At 70.8% G+C, this 17,366-nt stretch carries 13 protein-coding genes and 2 pseudogenes; 5 read left to right on the forward strand and 10 right to left on the reverse strand.

The genetic code is table 11. The annotated features are described in order from the left end of the window. Positions 1-163 precede the first annotated feature (163 nt). Positions 164-370, reverse strand: coding sequence for a hypothetical protein (locus R6Y94_RS27120; protein WP_318398679.1), 207 nt, complete (start codon positions 368-370; stop codon positions 164-166). Between the two features lie 248 nt (positions 371-618). Between R6Y94_RS27120 and R6Y94_RS27125 the strand changes: the two genes are divergently transcribed. The 3 genes from R6Y94_RS27125 (at position 619) to katG (ending at position 4,157) form a co-directional block, all read left to right on the forward strand. Further along, positions 619-1,338, forward strand: coding sequence for an Ig-like domain repeat protein (locus R6Y94_RS27125; RefSeq protein ID WP_318398680.1), 720 nt, complete (start codon positions 619-621; stop codon positions 1,336-1,338). A gap of 148 nt (positions 1,339-1,486) precedes the next feature. Next, positions 1,487-1,891 (forward strand): Fur family transcriptional regulator, encoded by a 405-nt coding sequence (locus R6Y94_RS27130; protein WP_318398715.1) that lies wholly within the window; start codon positions 1,487-1,489, stop codon positions 1,889-1,891. A 34-nt stretch (positions 1,892-1,925) separates the two neighbouring features. Then, entirely contained in the window at positions 1,926-4,157 is a 2,232-nt protein-coding gene (katG, locus tag R6Y94_RS27135) for a catalase/peroxidase HPI (RefSeq protein WP_318398681.1), read from the forward strand. A 120-nt stretch (positions 4,158-4,277) separates the two neighbouring features. Here katG and R6Y94_RS27140 read toward each other — a convergent pair whose 3' ends face one another. From R6Y94_RS27140 to R6Y94_RS27155, 4 genes and pseudogenes are all read right to left on the reverse strand, one after another. Further along, positions 4,278-5,720 carry an LPXTG cell wall anchor domain-containing protein gene (locus tag R6Y94_RS27140; RefSeq protein ID WP_318398682.1) on the reverse strand — a complete coding sequence of 481 codons (1,443 nt, stop codon included), beginning with the start codon at positions 5,718-5,720 and terminating at the stop codon, positions 4,278-4,280. A gap of 304 nt (positions 5,721-6,024) precedes the next feature. Beyond that, complete coding sequence (locus tag R6Y94_RS27145; RefSeq protein WP_318398683.1) at positions 6,025-8,013, reverse strand: hypothetical protein; 1,989 nt, start codon at positions 8,011-8,013, stop codon at positions 6,025-6,027. After that, the gene (locus tag R6Y94_RS27150; RefSeq protein ID WP_318398716.1) at positions 8,010-9,164 is read right to left on the reverse strand and encodes a 5'-methylthioadenosine/S-adenosylhomocysteine nucleosidase; all 1,155 of its coding nucleotides are present in this window, start codon (positions 9,162-9,164) and stop codon (positions 8,010-8,012) included. The genes R6Y94_RS27145 and R6Y94_RS27150 overlap by 4 nt, the downstream gene beginning before the upstream one ends. Positions 9,165-9,179: 15 nt before the next feature. Beyond that, positions 9,180-9,896, reverse strand: a pseudogene (locus R6Y94_RS27155) (NUDIX hydrolase); the annotation flags it as partial. 162 nt (positions 9,897-10,058) lie between these two features. Between R6Y94_RS27155 and R6Y94_RS27160 the strand changes: the two are divergent. Beyond that, positions 10,059-10,742 (forward strand): DUF305 domain-containing protein, encoded by a 684-nt coding sequence (locus R6Y94_RS27160; RefSeq protein ID WP_318398684.1) that lies wholly within the window; start codon positions 10,059-10,061, stop codon positions 10,740-10,742. A gap of 193 nt (positions 10,743-10,935) precedes the next feature. On the opposite strand, the gene R6Y94_RS27165 is transcribed toward R6Y94_RS27160, so the two are convergent. From R6Y94_RS27165 to R6Y94_RS27185, 5 genes are all read right to left on the reverse strand, one after another. Then, positions 10,936-12,954 carry a hypothetical protein gene (locus tag R6Y94_RS27165; RefSeq protein ID WP_318398685.1) on the reverse strand — a complete coding sequence of 673 codons (2,019 nt, stop codon included), beginning with the start codon at positions 12,952-12,954 and terminating at the stop codon, positions 10,936-10,938. Between the two features lie 277 nt (positions 12,955-13,231). Continuing rightward, a complete protein-coding gene (locus R6Y94_RS27170; RefSeq protein ID WP_318398686.1) occupies positions 13,232-14,221 on the reverse strand; it encodes an XRE family transcriptional regulator in 990 nt (329 codons plus the stop codon). A 120-nt stretch (positions 14,222-14,341) separates the two neighbouring features. Then, complete coding sequence (locus R6Y94_RS27175) at positions 14,342-15,229, reverse strand: hypothetical protein (protein ID WP_318398687.1); 888 nt, start codon at positions 15,227-15,229, stop codon at positions 14,342-14,344. Between the two features lie 227 nt (positions 15,230-15,456). Next, the gene (locus R6Y94_RS27180; RefSeq protein WP_318398688.1) at positions 15,457-15,843 is read right to left on the reverse strand and encodes a VOC family protein; all 387 of its coding nucleotides are present in this window, start codon (positions 15,841-15,843) and stop codon (positions 15,457-15,459) included. A gap of 5 nt (positions 15,844-15,848) precedes the next feature. Next, positions 15,849-16,211, reverse strand: a complete 363-nt coding sequence (locus R6Y94_RS27185; RefSeq protein WP_318398689.1) for a DUF1801 domain-containing protein — start codon at positions 16,209-16,211, stop codon at positions 15,849-15,851. 158 nt (positions 16,212-16,369) lie between these two features. Between R6Y94_RS27185 and R6Y94_RS27190 the strand changes: the two are divergent. Next, positions 16,370-17,257 (forward strand): annotated as a pseudogene (locus tag R6Y94_RS27190) (LysR family transcriptional regulator); the annotation flags it as partial. Between the last annotated feature and the right edge of the window lie 109 nt (positions 17,258-17,366).

The following is a 17,366-nucleotide window of genomic DNA, read 5'->3' on the forward strand; positions in this document are numbered from 1 at the left end:
ATCCACTCGGCCTGTGGCGAACGTTGATCAACTAACTGTTCACGTCGGCATTCCCTGCCGATCACCGGGCCAAGTCCGTGGGTTTTCGAAGGCCGGGCAGAGTCTCGGCCCGGCCGCGCCGCTGGCGCGCCACAGACCTTGACCTGGAGCGTTGTCCTTGCCCTCACGCGGACGTCGGCCGCGCCGCAATCGATTCGGCGTCCTCGCGCTGCCGGCGTTCGCCGTCATCGCGATCGCCGTGACCGTGTTCGGCGCGCCCGCGCCGGCCCTGGCGCACCCGTTCGGCGATCCGCAGACCGTCGCCATCGCGCCCATTGTCGCAGCTCACCAGCTGGCTGGAACTGGCCGCCGGCCTGCTGGTGGTCGCCACCGGCCTCTGGCTGGTACGCCGCCACCTGCACGCCGCCGACCACCATCACGGGCACCACCACACCCGCCCGCACAGCCACCACCACATCCACCCCCGCACGGGCACGTCCGGACCTGGTGCTCCCGAGCGCGGGCTTACCAGGACGAGGCGCCGGCCGTGCCGAGCACGCTCGACATGGCGCACGACAAGAGCGTCGACGTCGGCTCGCTGCGCCCGCTCGGACCATCGAGACCCCGTCCAGCCGGGACGTGGTCTCCCAGCGGTACGACGTGAAGCTCGGCGCCACCGCCGAGACGCCGATCCTGCGTTGGGAGGGTACCGCCGACCCGAGGCGGGTGGTGGCGCTGCGGGTCTGGGACCCGGCCGGCCAGAAGTGGGTGGTGCTGACCAGCTCCCGTGGCCAGGCCGGGCAGAGCACTGTGCTCACCGCGCCGCTGACCCCGGTCCACCGGGACGGCGGCACCGTGCACGTGCTGGTCACCGCCGGCACCGCGCCGGTCTCCGGCACGGTGGAGTTGCGCGAGGGCACCACGATGCGCGGCTCGGCCACGTTCTCCGGCGGCACCGCGACGTTCACCCTGCCGGTGGGCCTCGCGGGCGGCGCACACCCGCTCACCGCGTCGTACTCCGGCAGCGAGCACCTGGACCCGGCGCAGGCCACCGGCACGGTGACGGTGAAGCTACCGCCGGCCTGGAGCGCGACAGAGGTCTACCACCGCGGTGACCGGGTCAGCTTCCAGGGCAGGATCTTCCTGGCCTATTGGTACGCCGAGAACCAGAAGCCGGCCGATCCGAGTGGTCCGTGGCAGGAACTGGCCATGACCGAGCAGGGGGTGACGTTCTGGACGGCGTCCCGGATCTTCAACTCCGGGGACGTGGTGACGTACGGCGGGAAGATCTTCCGGGCCCGCTGGTACAGCCGGAACCAGGCGCCGGGTGATCCGAACGGGCCGGTGGAAACTGATTAAATAGCGGATGCCGCGCAGCCGGCCCGGGACCGGAGGGTCCCGGCCCGGCGTGGTCCCGGCCCGGGGTGACGTCGAACCCATATTCTTGACTGATTCCAGAAAAGCGGCCAGACTTCCGGGCGTGACGGCGACCCTGGACTTCCCGCAGATGCTGCGCGGTGCCGCGTTGCGGGTGACCCGCCCCCGGGTCGCGGTGCTGAACACGGTCTACGCGCACCCGCACGCCGACACCGATTCGATCATCGCTGCCGTACGTGCCGACCTTCCCGACGTGTCCCACCAGGCCGTCTACGACTCGCTGCACGCGCTCACCGGCGCGGGTCTGATCCGGCGCATCCAGCCGGCCGGCTCGGTGGCCCGCTACGAGTCGCGGGTCGGGGACAACCACCACCACGCCGTGTGCCGGTCGTGCGGCCGCATCTCCGACGTCGACTGCGCGGTCGGCGATGCGCCCTGCCTGACCGCTTCCGACGACGACGGCTTCGCCATCGACGAGGCCGAGGTCATCTACTGGGGCCGCTGCCCCGACTGCTCCACCGCAGGCCAATCCTGAATTCTCTGATCCGCGAAGTCACGGAAGGAACCAGATGTCCGAAAACCACGACGCCGTCGTCCACGACGCGGAGGCGGGCAGCGAGTCCCGCTGCCCCGTTGCGCACGGGCGTGCCCCCCACCCCACCCAGGGTGGCGGCAACCGCGGCTGGTGGCCGAACCAGCTCAACCTGAAGATCCTCGCCAAGAACCCGGCGGTGGCCAACCCGCTCGGCGAGGAGTTCAACTACGCCGAGGCGTTCCAGAGCCTCGACCTGGCCGCCGTGAAGCAGGACATCGCGGAGGTGCTGACCACCTCGCAGGACTGGTGGCCGGCGGACTATGGCCACTACGGCCCGTTCATGATCCGGATGGCGTGGCACAGCGCGGGCACGTACCGGATCAGCGACGGCCGTGGCGGTGCCGGCGCCGGGATGCAGCGCTTCGCGCCGCTGAACAGCTGGCCGGACAACGGGAACCTGGACAAGGCCCGCCGGCTGCTCTGGCCGGTGAAGAAGAAGTACGGGCAGAGCCTCTCCTGGGCCGACCTCATGATCCTCGCCGGCAACGTCGCGCTGGAGTCGATGGGCTTCAAGACCTTCGGCTTCGCCGGTGGCCGCGCCGACGTGTGGGAGCCCGACGAGGACGTCTACTGGGGTCCCGAGACCACCTGGCTCGGCGACGACCGCTACACCGGGGAACGGGAGCTGGAGAATCCGCTCGCCGCCGTGCAGATGGGCCTGATCTACGTCAACCCGGAGGGCCCGAACGGCAATCCGGACCCGATCGCCTCGGCCCGGGACATCCGGGAGACGTTCCGCCGGATGGCGATGAACGACGAGGAGACCGTGGCGCTGATCGCCGGCGGCCACACCTTCGGCAAGACCCACGGTGCGGGTCCCGCCGACCACGTCGGCCCGGAGCCCGAGGGTGCCCCCATCGAGGAGCAGGGCCTGGGCTGGAAGAGCAGCTTCGGCACCGGCAAGGGTGCGGACACGATCACCAGCGGTCTCGAGGTGACCTGGACCTACCACCCGACCCGGTGGGACAACGAGTTCTTCCACATCCTGTTCGGGTACGAGTGGGAACTGATGAAGTCGCCGGCCGGCGCGCACCAGTGGCGCCCCAAGAACGGCGCGGGCAGCGACATGGTGCCTGAGGCACACGATCCGTCGAAGCACCGCGAGCCGCGGATGCTGACCAGCGACCTCGCGCTCCGGTTCGACCCCGTCTACGAGCAGATCTCGCGGCGCTTCCTGGAGCACCCGGACGAGTTCGCGGACGCGTTCGCCCGGGCCTGGTTCAAGCTGACCCACCGCGACATGGGCCCGGTCGTGCGATACCTCGGCCCGGAGGTCCCGACCGAGACGCTGATCTGGCAGGACCCGATCCCGGCGGTGGACCACGAACTGGTCGACGCCGCGGACGTTGCCGCCCTCAAGGCCCAGATCCTCGCCTCGGGACTGTCGGTGTCCCAGTTGGTCTCCACCGCCTGGGCGTCGGCGTCGACGTTCCGGGGTGGCGACAAGCGCGGCGGCGCCAACGGGGCGCGCATCCGCCTGGAGCCGCAGAGCGGCTGGGAGGTCAACGAGCCCGACGAGTTGGCCCGGGTGCTGCACACCCTGGAGGGGATCCAGCAGGCGTTCAACGCCGCCCAGACCGGCGGGAAGAAGATCTCGCTCGCCGACCTGATCGTGCTGGGCGGCTCCGCCGCCGTCGAGCTGGCCGCCAATACCGCCGGACAGCCGGTCGAGGTGCCCTTCACGCCGGGGCGTACGGACGCGTCGCAGGAGGAGACCGACGTGGAGTCCTTCGCGGCGCTGGAGCCGACCGCGGACGGGTTCCGCAACTACCTCGGCAAGGGCCACCGGCTGCCGGCCGAGTTCCTGCTGGTCGACCGGGCCAACCTGCTGACCCTGAGCGCGCCGGAGATGACCGTCCTGGTCGGTGGCCTGCGAGTCCTGGGTGCGAACTACCAGCAGTCGCCGCTGGGCGTCTTCACCACGGCCCCCGGGTCGCTGACCAACGACTTCTTCGTCAACCTGCTCGACCTGGGCACGACGTGGCAGGCGACGTCCGAGGACGCGAACACCTTCGAGGGCCGTGACTCCGCCACCGGCGAGGTCAAGTGGACGGGTACCCGGGCCGACCTCGTCTTCGGCTCCAACTCGGAGCTGCGGGCGCTCGCCGAGGTCTACGCCAGCGACGACGCGCGGCAGAAGTTCGTGCGCGACTTCGTCGCGGCGTGGGTCAAGGTGATGAACCTGGACCGGTTCGACATCGCCTGATCTCGATGTTCCCGGACCGGCCCACCCGGGTCGGTCCGGACGCCAGGCCCGGCTCGTCCACCGACGAGCCGGGCCTGCGCGTTTCTCCGCTGCTGGATCAGCCTGTCCAGCCGACCAGCGTCAGCGGCGTACCGTCCGACGTCGGCGGCTCAGGTAGAGGAAGGCCGCGCCGGCGATCAACAACGCCACACCGACCCCGAGGAAGGTGATGGTGTTCGTACCGGTGAGCGCCAACCCGCCGCCACCCCCGGACGCCGCCGTCTCGGCGTTGTCCCGGGCCGGCGGGCCCTGGGCGACGTTCGCCCCGCCCGCCGGCGACTCCTCGGTCACCGGCTCGGTGGCTCGGCTGGTCGGAGTGGCCGCGCCACCTGCCGGCTTCTGCGGAGTCGGCTTCTGTCCGGCCGGTTCCTGCCCGTTGCCCGGCTGCTCCTGGTCCGGTTCCTGTTCGGCGGAGTCGTCGCCGGGCTGCTCCGCCGGTGGCTGCTGGCCACCCGGATTGCCGGCGGGCGGCTCCTCGTTACCAGGCTGCTCGGCGGGCGGCTGCTCGTTGCCCGGCTCTTCGGCCGGTGGCTGCTCGTTGCCGGGCTGCTCGGCGGGCGGTTGTTCGTTGCCGGGCTGCTCGGCGGGCGGTTGTTCGTTGCCCGGCTGCTCGGCCGGCGGTTGTTCGTTGCCGGGTTCTTCGGCCGGCAGCTGCTCCTCGGCCGGCTGGACCTGGATGCGGACCGAGTCGAGCGCGGGGATCTGGTTGGCCCGCACCATCATCGGGACGCGGTGTGAACCGTCACCGGCCCACGACGAGCACTGGGCGAGACCGGCGGGCAGCCCGGGCACCTCGATGATCACCGAATCCGGTTCGTCGCTGCCCTTGCCGTCCTCCGTCGCGACGAAGAACGCCGGCACCGGAGCCGGGTCGGCCGCCTCGTTCGTGGTGGTGAGCATCCGGCAGGCGGTGTGGAAGTGGCCCCGGACCAGGCCCTCGTCGTTGAGCAGGGAGGACTCCAGGTAGTAGCCGCCCTGCCCGGCGGGCAGGAACCGGTCGCGGACGAGGTTGCGGGTGCTCACCACGAGCCGGAACGGCTGTCCCTCGCGTACGGTCCGCGGCGCCTGGGCGATCAGCAGTGTCGGGTTCTGCTCCGCGGCACCCACCTCACCGAAGGCGGTCCCCACGCACCGGCCGCCGTCCTGGAAGCCGGTGTGCGCGGGAAGCTCGCTCGCCTCGCAGTCGTCGCCCAGGGCGTTCAGGCCGCCGCCACCCGGGGTGGCTCCGCCAGGGGTACCCGACGGCCTGGCCGGGCCGGTCGACGGCGGACACGTCTCGGCGGACGCCGGCGGCGACGCCTCGGCGCTCGCGTCGTCCCCGGCGGCGCCGGGACTCTCCGACGCGGCGGCGGACGGCGGTGGGGAGCCTGGCTCGCACCCGGGGGCGGCTTGCTGGCTCTCCGCGTTGGAGATCTGTGTGACACCGACCAGGCCACCGAACACGGCGAGAGCGGCGGCCACGGCGAGGAGGCGGCGGCGCTGGCCGGAACCGGTGGAGGCGCGACCGCGGTGCGACCGTCGCATATGTATGAACCTCCCGAAATCATGCGCTGCGGCTCGGACCGGTGGGGGTTCCGGCTGCCGTGACGGACGACCGTCTTCCGGTGGCTCGCGACCCGACAACTCCCGGAGGTCGAGGTCGGTGCCGCGCTGGCCGTCCCGTACGCCGCATGCACACCGTAGGGACCGGTCCGTCGGGAGACCAAACGCAGCAGGCGGAAATGCGGGTTTCTTGAACCGGAGATAATGGAAACTTATGGTGGCCCCTCGGCTCGGTCCGATTCGCCGGACCGGAGACGCCGGACCGGTTGGACCAGAGCGGGGAACGTCAGTCGATCAGGTTGCGTACGGTGGCCGTCAGGTCGGCGAGACGCTCGTCGGCCCGCCGACGCTGATGCCTGATCCACTCCTTGCCCTCGGCGGCGATGCCCTCCAGCACGTTCAGGGTGCGGGGGAGGCCAGAGGCGTCCAGTGTGACCTGGGACAGCATCTCCGGATCCTCGTCCTGCCGAGGATCCTCGGTGTGCGACTCGGTCACCCGTACGCTGATCGGCTCGCCGTTGACCAATGTCAGCTCGAACGTCTGCTGCTGTTTCGCGGCGCCGTGCACGCGTACGGCGGCTACCGCGTCGAAGCGGTAGTTCAGGCGTTGCGTCCGGTTGGCGGAGCACTTCTCGAAGTCGAGATCGATGTCCACCTGGCGTACGCCGTCATCGGTCAACAGGAAGAGCAGGAGGCGGTATCTCGAGTAACGCCACGGCCCGCCGCGGAACCGCGCCCGCTTGTAGGAGTCGGCGGGCGCCTCGATGAACGCATGGGCGAGCACCTGGCTCGGCCTGAGCCGGTAGTGTCGCATGGCCTCCTCGACGAGGATCTTGCGATCGCACTCCAACCATGCGGCCATCTCCGGCTCCGAGGGCCTGTGCGACAGTTTCCGCTGCCAGCGGTCGTACGCCGCACGACGCGCGGTCCGCTCGTGATTCCGCTCTGCCCGGTCGGCCTTCACCCGCCGCCACTCGCTGCCGATCCGGAACCATGCCCGCACAGCGATCACGCCGGACGCCAGCGCGCTCAGTAGCGACAGCGTGCCGTCCAACGGCGCGGTCGACACGGCAGCGGGTGCTACCCAGAGACTCGCCGCGGCAACGACCGCCAATCCTCCTACGCAACGGGCCCTCGTTGCGAACGGCGTACGGAGCTCGGCCCGGTGGGTTGTCAAGGTGCCCTTCTCCCACCGTGCCTTCACGTCGGCCACCAGGTAGCGGACCAGCCAGGCGATCTCGTCAGCCTCGACCTGCTGCTCGCGATAGATCTCGACGAGCTCGTCCCGTAGATGCCGGCGGATCCCCGCCGTCTGGTCCAGCCAGTAGGCCCGGTCTGTCTCCCTGGGTACATACCGCTTGAAGTACCTGTCGAAAAGCTGGGTCACGTTGCGGGCGAAGCGGTCGCCGGACCTCGCTGCCCGTCGTTGCCGGGGTGGGATGAACTCAGCTTCCTTCGTCCGCAACCGCTCCCGCCGGAAATGCCAGTCCGCTCCGCCCTGAACGAAGCCGGCGATTCCCACCGCGGTGGCGAGGTAGGCGAGCATCGCGGGCAGCTCGCCCCGGCGTAGCAGCAACCAGCCGATGGTGCCGAAGGCGATCACGAAGACCGCTGTACCGGCGAGCGTGCCCAGCCACTGCCGGACCGAGATCGAAACCGGTTGTACGGAGCGGACCCGTGGGCTGGCGGGGGAGGGATGAAAGAAGATCCAGACCCGTTCCATCCGGTCACCTGCCAGCTGACCTGCCCTGGCCCGCTCGACAGAGCGGTGCCACATCTGGTCCTCCATCCGACCTTCGAGCAGCACCCCGAGGTGGTCGAAGATCTTGTCGCGCTGTCGCGGCGGAAGCTCGTCGAGCTCCTTGACCACACGGTCGGTCTCGGTCGGGTCCAGGGAGTTGAGCAGCCGGAGGACGGTTCGCAGCCCCACGGTCCACTCGCCCTTGCCATGCAATGGTGGGATGCGGTCACAGACGCCGGCGAGGTAGTTGAAGTCTTCGTTGCCCAGCTGCCGTAGCGTCCGTCCGCTCAACAGGGCGAGCAACTGGTGGAACTGCAACTCGTCGGTGTCGTACCCCTGGGTCACGGCGTCGTCGATGAGTTCCCGGGCCCTGCCCGGCATCCGGGCGTCGAGGTATTTGACACCGGTGCGGAACCGCTGCTCGGCTGAGGCGTCCGGCGGCAGCTGGTAGTAGACGTTGCCGTGGATCGCCTGTGCCTGTACGCCGACGTGGGCGTCCCCCTGAACGATGTTGCTCGCGGTCGGTGTCGTCATGACAACCCCCTGGCCGCCGCGATGATCGTTGCCAGCCGCTCGGCGAGCTCCGCGACGTCCGCGACCAGACCGCGTAGCCGCTTCAACGTCACTACCAGGGTGCTCCTGCCTTCTGGCGTCTCCTCCTTGAGGCAGTCGTTCACGACGTCGACCTCCGCCTCGGCCGCCGCATAGGTGGCCTTGTCCAGTTGGCCGTCCCGATGGGCCCGATCGAGCAACCTCCGAAGGTCCGCTACCGCCGACCGGAGGTCGATCACCGGTCCCGTCTCCGAGCCGACCGTGACGCTGCCGTAGACCTGGCCGGCCTGGACTCCCACCCGGGCATTCCCGCTGGCGATGTTCCGGTTCGTCATGCTCATCGGTGCCCGCCCGACCTTCTCCACCGGTTCTGGTTGATCGGCCGCGCCGTCGGCGACCAGTTCCTGGGCAAGGGCCGCCGCGAACGCCGCCGCATGACCGACCGCCCGTGGCTGCCAGTTCTCGCCGTCGGCGGCCGCCTTGTTGCCATCGGCCCGGTCACTGATGCCGCGCACCACGACCACCGGCAGGGAATGGTTCAGGTGGCCCGCCTGTGCGACGCCCGCAGCCTCCATCTCGATGGCCAACGCGTCGTTGTAGTGTTGCCGCACCCACCGGGCCTGCTCGGACACCGCAGAGTCCTGCACCACCTCGCCGGCGGCGATGGGCCCGAAGTGAACCTTCGGCATGGCACCGTGCGGCAAACCGTGGGCCCACTCGCCGCTCCGGGCCACGTGTTGCGCGATCTGGCCCGCGCCGTGCGGAATCTCCCACGCTCTCGGGCGGGCCTTCAGACCGTCGTCCTCGCTCGTGCCGCCGTGGTAGGCGTAGACCTGGGAGGCGACGACCACGTCCCCGAGTCGGACATTCGGCCACAGGGCGCCGGCCACCCCGACGAAGAGCACGGCGGCGGGGGAGAACTCGGACATGGCGCGCTCGGCCAGTACGGCCGCGGGGTGGTTGCCCTTGCCCACCAGGCCGAGCGCGACCCGGCATCCGGTGCTGCCGAGCCGGCCGACCTCGAAGCGCGTGCCGGCGTGGTGCCGGTGTACCCGCAGGTCGGTCAACCTCTCCCGGACTGCCTCGTACTCCAGGTTCAGAGCCGTGAGGATCACGACGAGACCGCTGTTCATGCTTCTGTCCTCTCCTTGCCGGTCGGACTGGGTGGGTCGGGTCATCGGGGGATGCAGGGTGTTGCGCGGGCCGGACCGGAACAGCCGAGCGGGACGGCCGGTCTCCGCCTTCCGCGTCGGTCCGGCCGGCACGATGAAACCGGCGACGCTCTGGACCTTGCGGTAGAAGTTCCGTGGATCGAGCCGGACTCCCCATACCGCCTCGTAGACGTCCTGCAGCTCCACGAGCGTGAAGGTCGGGGCGCAGAACGCGGTCGCCAGCGAGGAGTGCTCCAACTTGGCGCGGGTGCGGTCGACGCCGTCCGCGACGATCTGCTGGTGGTCGAAGGCGAGCCGGGTCGTGCCCGACAACGCCTGGTCGGTGGGGGTCCAGCGGGCGTCGGAAGCATCGGTGCCGGCGACCGGCTCGGGCAGCCGGGGCGCGACCGCCAGGTAGGCCACCGAGACGACCCGTCCCCTGGGATCGCGTCCGGGCGTGCCGTACACGCCTAGTTGTTCGAGGTGCAGGTGGTCGGCCTCCAGCCCCGCCTCTTCGGCCAGCTCCCGCTGGGCGGCCGTCAGCAGTTCCTCCTCTGCGTGGTTCAGGAAGCCGCCGGGCAGGGCCGGCACGCCCCGGTACGGCTCGATGCCGCGCTCCACGAGCAGCACCTGGAGGCGGGAGTCGCGCAGGGTGAGGATGACCAGGTCCACGGCCAGAAGAACCGGAGGCGGAACCCATAAATCGTCGGACATGAATGAACCATAGGCTTCTTGTCATCCTGACAGGAACACTTGTCGGGTGTCGGCTTTCGGCAGGGTCCGGTGAGCGTCGAGGCCGGTCGACCAAGCCGGTGATCCCGATCTGCCTGGCCGGCTCTCGCCCGAGGAGGCGCTGTCGGCTACGGTGATCAAATAGTGTTCTCGTCCCGTCGCCGTCTCCTGATCGCCGTGCCGGCTGCCGCCGTCGCCCTCGGTGTGGGGTCGTTCGCCCTGCTCCGGTTCACCGGGGACCGACCGGACGAACCCGCCGCCGCCACCCGGGTCGTCCAACCGGGAGCGCCGGGTCAGCCGGGCCGGGTCCTTTCCCCGGGCGAGCAGTCCAAGCTGCCGCCGCCTCCGGCGCACACCGAAGCCGACGTCCAGTTCATGCAGCGGATGATCGCGCACCATGCGCAGGCGCTGGAGATGACCGCCCTCGTCGCCGACCGTGCCGAGAGCCCCGAGGTGTCACTGCTCGCCGGTCGGATCCAGACGTCGCAGCGGGACGAGACGACGCAGATGGAGCGGTGGCTGACCGAACGCGGCGCACAGGTGCCCGGCCCGCACACGCACCATGCCGGGCATGACGCGACGATGCCGGGAATGCTCACCCCGGAGGAGCTGAGCCAGCTGCGGCAGGCCCGGGGCAGGGAGTTCGACCGGCTCTTCGTCGACTTCATGATCCGCCACCACAACGGGGCGTTGACGATGGTGCAGCAGCTCTACGCGGCAGGCGGCGGGCTGGAGCCGGCGACCGACCGGTTCGCCCGCGAGGTCAACGCCGACCAGGCGATCGAGATCAGAAGCCTCCAGCAACTGCTGGCCAAGCTGACCGGCTGAGCCAACCGGCGACAACGCCCGTCACCTCTGGGGGCGCCCCGGCCAGCGCGGTGCCGGCCGGGCAGTTCGCCAGCGCGGTGCCCGGGCCTGCCGCCGACCGGAAACGTGCCGCGGGCCTGGAGACGCGTCGGGGGCGTGTCCCGCCGGGTACTCCGACCGGACACGCCCCACTGCCAACGGTGCCTACCGTGGGTCAGTCAAGGCTGGCGCACTGGCCGGCGACCGGCCCCTGCACCGTGTTGGCCTTACCGAGGTTGATCGGCGCCGGCGAGTTGCCGGTACAGCTCAGCGGGCCGCGTACGGTGCTGTCCGCGACGATCGGCTCGACCGTCCCGGTACGGTTCGAGGTCAGTACGGCCGGTCCGGAGATCTCGGTCTGCACGATGGCGGCGCTGCCCTTCGTACCGGTGATGCTCACCGGCCCGCGCACCGTGCTGCCGTAGAGGTGCACCGCGGCCGCGTTCGACGCCGACACCGGGCCGGAGATCGTCGAGTCGAGCGCCAGCAGCGAGGCACCCGGGCGGACCGTGACCGGGCCGGAGACGGTCGCCCCGGTCAGGCAGGTGACGCCGGTGACCGTCAGCGGCCCGTTGTGCCGCTTCGAGATGGTCGAGGTGCAGGTCCGGGCCAACTGGTCGAAGCGGGCCCGGGCCACCGCGAGGCTCGGCGCCCAGGTGGTCCTGGTCTGGTGCTGGGCGTTGAACTCCGGCACCCGCACCTCGCGGGCGGCCGCGATCTCCGCCGCGCTCAGGTCCTGGCTCGGCTTCAGCCCGAAGACGTCGAAGCCGCGGGCGATCTCACTGCCGTAGACCTGACCGTTGTACCAGTACGCCGACCAGAAGCCGCCGAGCATGATGCTGGTGGGGCTGATCGGCCCCCGGTCGAAGTAGCCGATCTCGCGCGGGTTGGCCGAGTCGGTGAAGTCCAGCAGCGAGATGCCGCCCTGGTACCACGCCTGGGCCAGGATGTCCCGCCCCGGCACCGGGATCAGCGAGCCGTTGTGTGCGACGCAGTTCTCCTGGAGCGTCTGCGGCACCGGCAGCTTGTAGTAGCTGGCGAACCGCATCTTCCGGTCCACGATGTCGAAGATCGCGTTGGCGCCCCACTGCGGCTGGTCGGTCGTCCGACACCGGGCACCGGTGCCGCCGCCCCACTCGTCGGTGAAGATGACCTTCTTACCGTCGTTGCTGAGCGTCGCGGAGTGCCAGTACGCGAAGTTCGGGTCGGAGACCTCGTCGATGCGTACCGGATCGGCGGGGTTCGAGATGTCGATCAGGATGCCGTTGCCCTCGCAGGCGCCGGCCGCGAGGCCGAGTTCCGGATAGGCGGTGATGTCGTGACAGGCGTCGGTCACCGGCGACGGGCTCCACGATCCGCCCGAGGGGTGGGTCGGGGCCGGCGGGGTGTTCTGCAGGCCGTCGACCGCACCGGTCTGCGGGTTCGCGAACAGCCGGGGACCGCTGACGATCGCCGCCTGCCCGGGGGCCGCCACCGGTACCTTGATGACATCGATCCGCCACCGGGCCGGGTTGTCGCCGGCCGCCGGGGTGTTGTTGCAGCCGGCCATCGTGGTGGCCGGGCGTACGCCGGCGGTGCCGGAGACGTACACGTAGACGTTCGCGCTGTCGTCCGGGTCGGTGACCAGGGTGTGCGTGTGCGATCCTCGGCAGGTCTGCACCGCGGCGACCTGTACCGGGTTCGCCACGTCGCTGACGTCGAAGACGCGTACGCCCTGGAAGCGGGTGCCGACCGCCGGGTCCGTACCGCAGTCGAGGCGGCCACGGGTTTCCTCGACCGACATGAAGAGCAGGTCGCCGTGGACGCTCAGGTCGCCCTGCCCGCCCGGGCACACCACGCTGGTGACCAGTGTGGGGTTGGTCGGCTCGGAGATGTCGTAGATGTTGAAGCCGTTGAAGTTGCCGATGAAGGCGTGATCGCCGCCGAAGGCGAGATCCGATCCGGCGTAGCCGAAGTCACCCGGGTTGGCCGGGTTGACGAAGCCTGCCGGCTTGTCGCGGTGGGCCAGCAGTTCGAGGTTGCTGCTCGCGCTCTGCGCGTCCAGCCAGCCCGCGCCGAGGCCGATCCGCGGGTCCGGCGCGGGTTCCTGGCCCGACGCCGTCCCCGGCAGCAAGGAGGCGAGGAGTACGGCTGCCGCCGCCACGCCGACGAGTCGGCGTCTCCTGCCTGGTGTGCGATCCGACCGATAGGTCATGCGTATGTCCTCCGTGCACGATGCCCCAGTGGGTGGCGACGTGCGTCGGGGCGCGTGCACGCCGCGGTAGTAAGGACCGTACCGCGTGTCGGCCCGAGAAGATCATGGAAATATTCGCGAGGGACGCGAAAATCGCCGACAACCAGGGCCGACCGGCCGAACCGATCCGCTGATCCGCCGGTCCCGACCTGTGCGATGCGGCTGTCCCGACCTGTGCGATGCGGCTGTCCCGACCTGTGCGATCGGCCTGTCCCGACGTCGGGCCGGATCGCGGAGGTCAGCGGCCGGAGGTGGCCGGAGACGGGGCGGGCGCGGTGTCGAAGGTAAAGATCTGGCCGGGTGTGCTGAGGTCACAGGCGACCTGGCCGATCGCTGCCCAGTCCTCGGTCGAGCCGCCCACCACCCCGACGCAGAGCCCACTGTGCACGGCGTGGATCCGGAAGCCGCTGGTCGGGGTGGTGACCGGCTCCAACCGGAAATCCTCCGCGAGTCCCGTACCGCAGAATCCGTCCTGGACCACCCCGCCGACGTCCCGACTCGCCGCCATCACCCCCATGCAGCCGGGGCCGAACTCGGGATGCAGCGTCTCGAACCGGTGTCCCGCGCCAGTCGGCCGGAGCGCCCGCGGTGGAAAGGCACTGGCACAGTCGCTCTGGAAGAGTTGCCTGTCGTCGGTGCCGACGCGTTCGGTCAGGCACAGTCCGGAGTGGGCCGCGCGGACCAGGTAGTAGCCGGGTGCCGGCACGGCCGGGGCGCCCGGCGACGGACTCCGGACCGCCGTACCCTCCGGCGGGCGGCCGTCGTGCGCCGAGGCGAGTTCACTGTCGAGGCCACGCCAGGCCAGCACCACGATCGCGAGCAGCGCAACGGTGCCGATCGCCAGGGCGGGGCGCCAGCGGCGTACCCGTGCCCGGCCGGCGACCGACGGTGGGTGCACGGTGGACGGCCGTGACGGCGCCGCCGCCGCGGTGGCGGCCGCGCCGTCTACGGCGATCCGGCGGCGTACGTCGACCCAGGTGGCCACCTGCTCCGGCGGCGTTCCGCAGGCAGTGAGGAAGGTGACCACCAACTCGGCTCGGGGCAGGGTGTTCCGGCCCAGCATGTTGGCGAGGGTGCTGGGCGGGAGCGTCCCGCCGGTCTCCCGGGCCCGTCGGCTGATCTCCCGGTAAGTCAGGCCGGACCCGCACCGGACCTGACGTAGTAGCGTGACGTACCCGGTGGGGCAGGTGGCTGTGCGGGGATCGGGTCCTTTGGCGTTCTCAGGCATTGACCGACTCCATCCGCCGACGCGGGGAACTCTTCCGGTCGATTCTGCCGGCCCGGCATACACGGCGCGGCAAACGTCCGTCCTGATGGCGCGGCCGGGCGCCGGGGCTGGGCGTCCCCGCTATTCGGCGGCCGGACGGTCCGGCCCGCTCGGCGACCGGGGAATCTGGTCCAGCAGGAAGGCTTCGAGCCGGTCCCACGCGGACTGAAGCAGCACCGCCGGATCCTCGGCGGTCATCATGTCGCGCCCGGGCACGAAGGCGCTGCGGGTGAAGTACTCGCCGTTCGCGACGTAGCTCAGCTTCAACACGGTGTGCCGGCCGTGGGACTGGAGCGTCGGGATCAGCACCGGCCCGGGGAACGGCGCCTGGCAGTGCGCGCACAGTTGGCAGGGCTCGCCGTCGCGCCGGCCGTCCACGGGTACGCCGTGCCGGTCGCAGCGCCGGCACCGTCGCTGCCATGCCTGGGTCGGAACACTGCACGGCTGGGCCGGCCCGAACGCCCTGCCCGCAGATGACGGCCCGCCGCCGGTGGGAAAGGCGGCCTGCCACGGGCCGGCGTACGGCACCGTGCGGCGGGGATCGGTCAGCTCCCGTTCCAGCCGTCGCCAGAGGTCCCGGATCCGTCCGACGAGGTGCTCGGGCACCGGCCCCGGTCCGGTCTCGATCAGGTCACCGAGGTCGCAGCCGACGTACCGGTGTCCGTCGTCCAGCCGCAGGTGCCAACTGCCGGGTCGGCTGGCCCGGTCGAAGATCTGGGCCCGGTAGGGCCCCTCGTACCAGGTCTGGGCGCCGAGGTCGACCAGGTCGCTGTCGTCGTCGACGGTGACCAGGTCGGGGCGCCACCGCATCGGAGTGGCCAGGTGACCCGTCTCCCGGGTGTCGGTGTCGTCGCCGACATGGCTGGGTCGACAGTCGTCCGAGCAGTACGCCGAACCGGCGGCGGGGGCGGCGCCGCAGGGGCAGAGACCGGACGTCGCCCGGTCGATCCGGTCGAGCAGGTTGGCCATGACATCGCCGCCTCGGTGCAGGTGGACGCGCTCGGCGCAGAGCCGGTCGCAGACTCAGACATTCAACGATATCGTTCTGTATGTTGATCTTCACGGCCATCCCCGGTCGGCGGGCCGACCCTGGAGCGCCTCGATCTCCACCGCCAATCGTCCGGGTGGGCGAGGCGGGGACTTCCGGGCGCGGCGGACGGTTGGCTCGACCGCCCGCCGCACCTGACCTGCCCGCGCTATCCCGCGCGGTCCTCCGGATACCAGCGCAGCTCGACCGTGTTGCCGTCCGGATCGGAGACGTAGATCGAGATCGCGTTGCCGCGTGCACCGAACCGGCCGACCGGCCCCTCCAGGACGGTGAAGATCCCCGACTCGATCACCTCGGCCCAGTCCAGCGGTTCCACGACCAGGCAGATGTGGTCGACGTTCGACTCGCCCCGCTGGCCGTGCACCAGGTCGATGATGGTCTCCGGGGTGATCCGGACCGAGGGGAACGGGACCTTGCCCGCCCGCCACTCGGGCACCCGGACCGGTGCCAGGCCGAGGGTCCCGCTGTAGAACGCCAGGGAGCGCTCCACGTCCTGCACGGTGAGTACCAGATGGTCGAACGCCTTGACCTTCATCGTCGTCACCTTGTCTCCAGGTCGACGGCCCGGCGCAGCCAGTCGGTGAAGAGCGCCGGGTCGATCTCGTCGACGGCGTGTAGCTTCACCGCGGCCATCCGGCGGGCGCCCGGGACGAGCCGCCCGCTCGGGTCGGCCAGCTCCTGCCCCCGCCACAGCCCGAAGGTCACGTACGACCGGTACGCCTTCACCAGGCAGACCGGCTGCTGCCCGGGCCTGCTGCCCAGGCTCCAGGTCGGGTGGCCGTGCCACATCCCGCCGGTCGCCCCCGGCAGCGCCGCATCGACGATCGGCCGGAGCTTCTCGCCGATCTCCCGCAGCGGTGCGTAGAGACCGCGCAGGTAGTCGGTGATCTCGGTGGTGCCCATGTTTCCTCCTGTCGTACCACGCCGGTCGGCTGCAGCTCGGCGTTCTGGCCGGAACCCCGGCCCGGCGGTGACGCCTCTTACGATCCGCCGCACGGCGACCGGCACCAAGCCGTGATCGGGCTACGATCGTTGATCCAGATTCAACGATGGGCGCCGACGTGCTGGAACGACACGAGATCGAGACCTTCCTGACCCTCGCCGACGAGCTGCACTTCGGCCGTACCGCCGAGCGGCTCCAGGTCACCACCGGGCGGATCAGCCATGTGGTGAAGAAGCTCGAACGCCGGGTCGGGGCGCCGCTGTTCGAGCGCACCAGCCGGGTCGTCCGGCTCACCCCGATCGGGCGGCAGCTGGCCGCCGACCTGACCCCGCTGGTGGCCGGGATCGACGAGGCCGTACGCCGGGCCGTCGACGCCGGGCGCAACGTCACCGGGCGGCTCCGGGTGGCGTTCCTGGGCGAGGGGACGGCGCCGCTGCTGCTCAGGGCGGTCAACCTCTTCACCGAGCGGCATCCCGAGTGCGAGGTCGAGGTGCACGAGGCGCAGCTCGCGAACACCCGGTCGAGCCTGCTGGACGGCTCGGTGGACGTGCTGATCGCGTCGTACCCGTTCGACGGCATGGCGAACGGGCCGGCGCTGCTCTCCGAGGGGCGGGTCCTCGCGGTCGCCGCCGACCATCCGCTGGCCGGCGCGGCGTCGGTCTCCCTGGACGTCCTCGCCGACCATCCGGTGGTGCAGTATCCGGCGGTCACCTCCGCCGAGTTCAAGCGCGACCGTACGCCCGAGCACACCCCGTCGGGCCGACCGGTGCCGAAGGGGCCGGTCGGGAACACCTTCTCCGAGATGCTCTCGCTGGTCGCGCTCGGCCGGGGCGTACTGCCGGTCGGCGAGCACAGCCGCCGCTACTATCCCCGCCCCGACCTCGCGTACGTGCCGATCTCCGACGCGCCGCCGATCGAACGCGGCCCGATCTGGCTGGCCACCAACACCACCGCCCGGGTCCGGGAGTTCGTCCGGGCCGCCGCCGACGCCAACCGGCCGACCCCGCCGGCACCGACCGGGCTGAGATCGCAGATCGCGGGCTCACGGGGTCGGCAGCGGCACCCGGTCCGGCGTACCGGGCAGGGTGGCGACGACCCCCTCGGCGTTGACCAGG

The organism is Plantactinospora sp. KLBMP9567, from assembly GCF_033446045.1.
In the GTDB taxonomy this organism is placed as follows: Bacteria; Actinomycetota; Actinomycetes; order Mycobacteriales; family Micromonosporaceae; genus Plantactinospora.

Bases quoted from the DNA above. Each gene is read 5' to 3' on its own strand.
- R6Y94_RS27130 (WP_318398715.1), top strand. From the start codon at position 1,487: ATGCTGCGCGGTGCCGCGTTGCGGGTGACCCGCCCCCGGGTCGCGGTG.
- katG (WP_318398681.1), top strand. From the start codon at position 1,926: ATGTCCGAAAACCACGACGCCGTCGTCCACGACGCGGAGGCGGGCAGC.
- R6Y94_RS27140 (WP_318398682.1), bottom strand. From the start codon at position 5,720: ATGCGACGGTCGCACCGCGGTCGCGCCTCCACCGGTTCCGGCCAGCGC.
- R6Y94_RS27145 (WP_318398683.1), bottom strand. From the start codon at position 8,013: ATGACGACACCGACCGCGAGCAACATCGTTCAGGGGGACGCCCACGTC.
- R6Y94_RS27150 (WP_318398716.1), bottom strand. From the start codon at position 9,164: ATGAACAGCGGTCTCGTCGTGATCCTCACGGCTCTGAACCTGGAGTAC.
- R6Y94_RS27165 (WP_318398685.1), bottom strand. From the start codon at position 12,954: ATGACCTATCGGTCGGATCGCACACCAGGCAGGAGACGCCGACTCGTC.
- R6Y94_RS27170 (WP_318398686.1), bottom strand. From the start codon at position 14,221: ATGCCTGAGAACGCCAAAGGACCCGATCCCCGCACAGCCACCTGCCCC.
- R6Y94_RS27175 (WP_318398687.1), bottom strand. From the start codon at position 15,229: ATGGCCAACCTGCTCGACCGGATCGACCGGGCGACGTCCGGTCTCTGC.
- R6Y94_RS27180 (WP_318398688.1), bottom strand. From the start codon at position 15,843: ATGAAGGTCAAGGCGTTCGACCATCTGGTACTCACCGTGCAGGACGTG.
- R6Y94_RS27185 (WP_318398689.1), bottom strand. From the start codon at position 16,211: ATGGGCACCACCGAGATCACCGACTACCTGCGCGGTCTCTACGCACCG.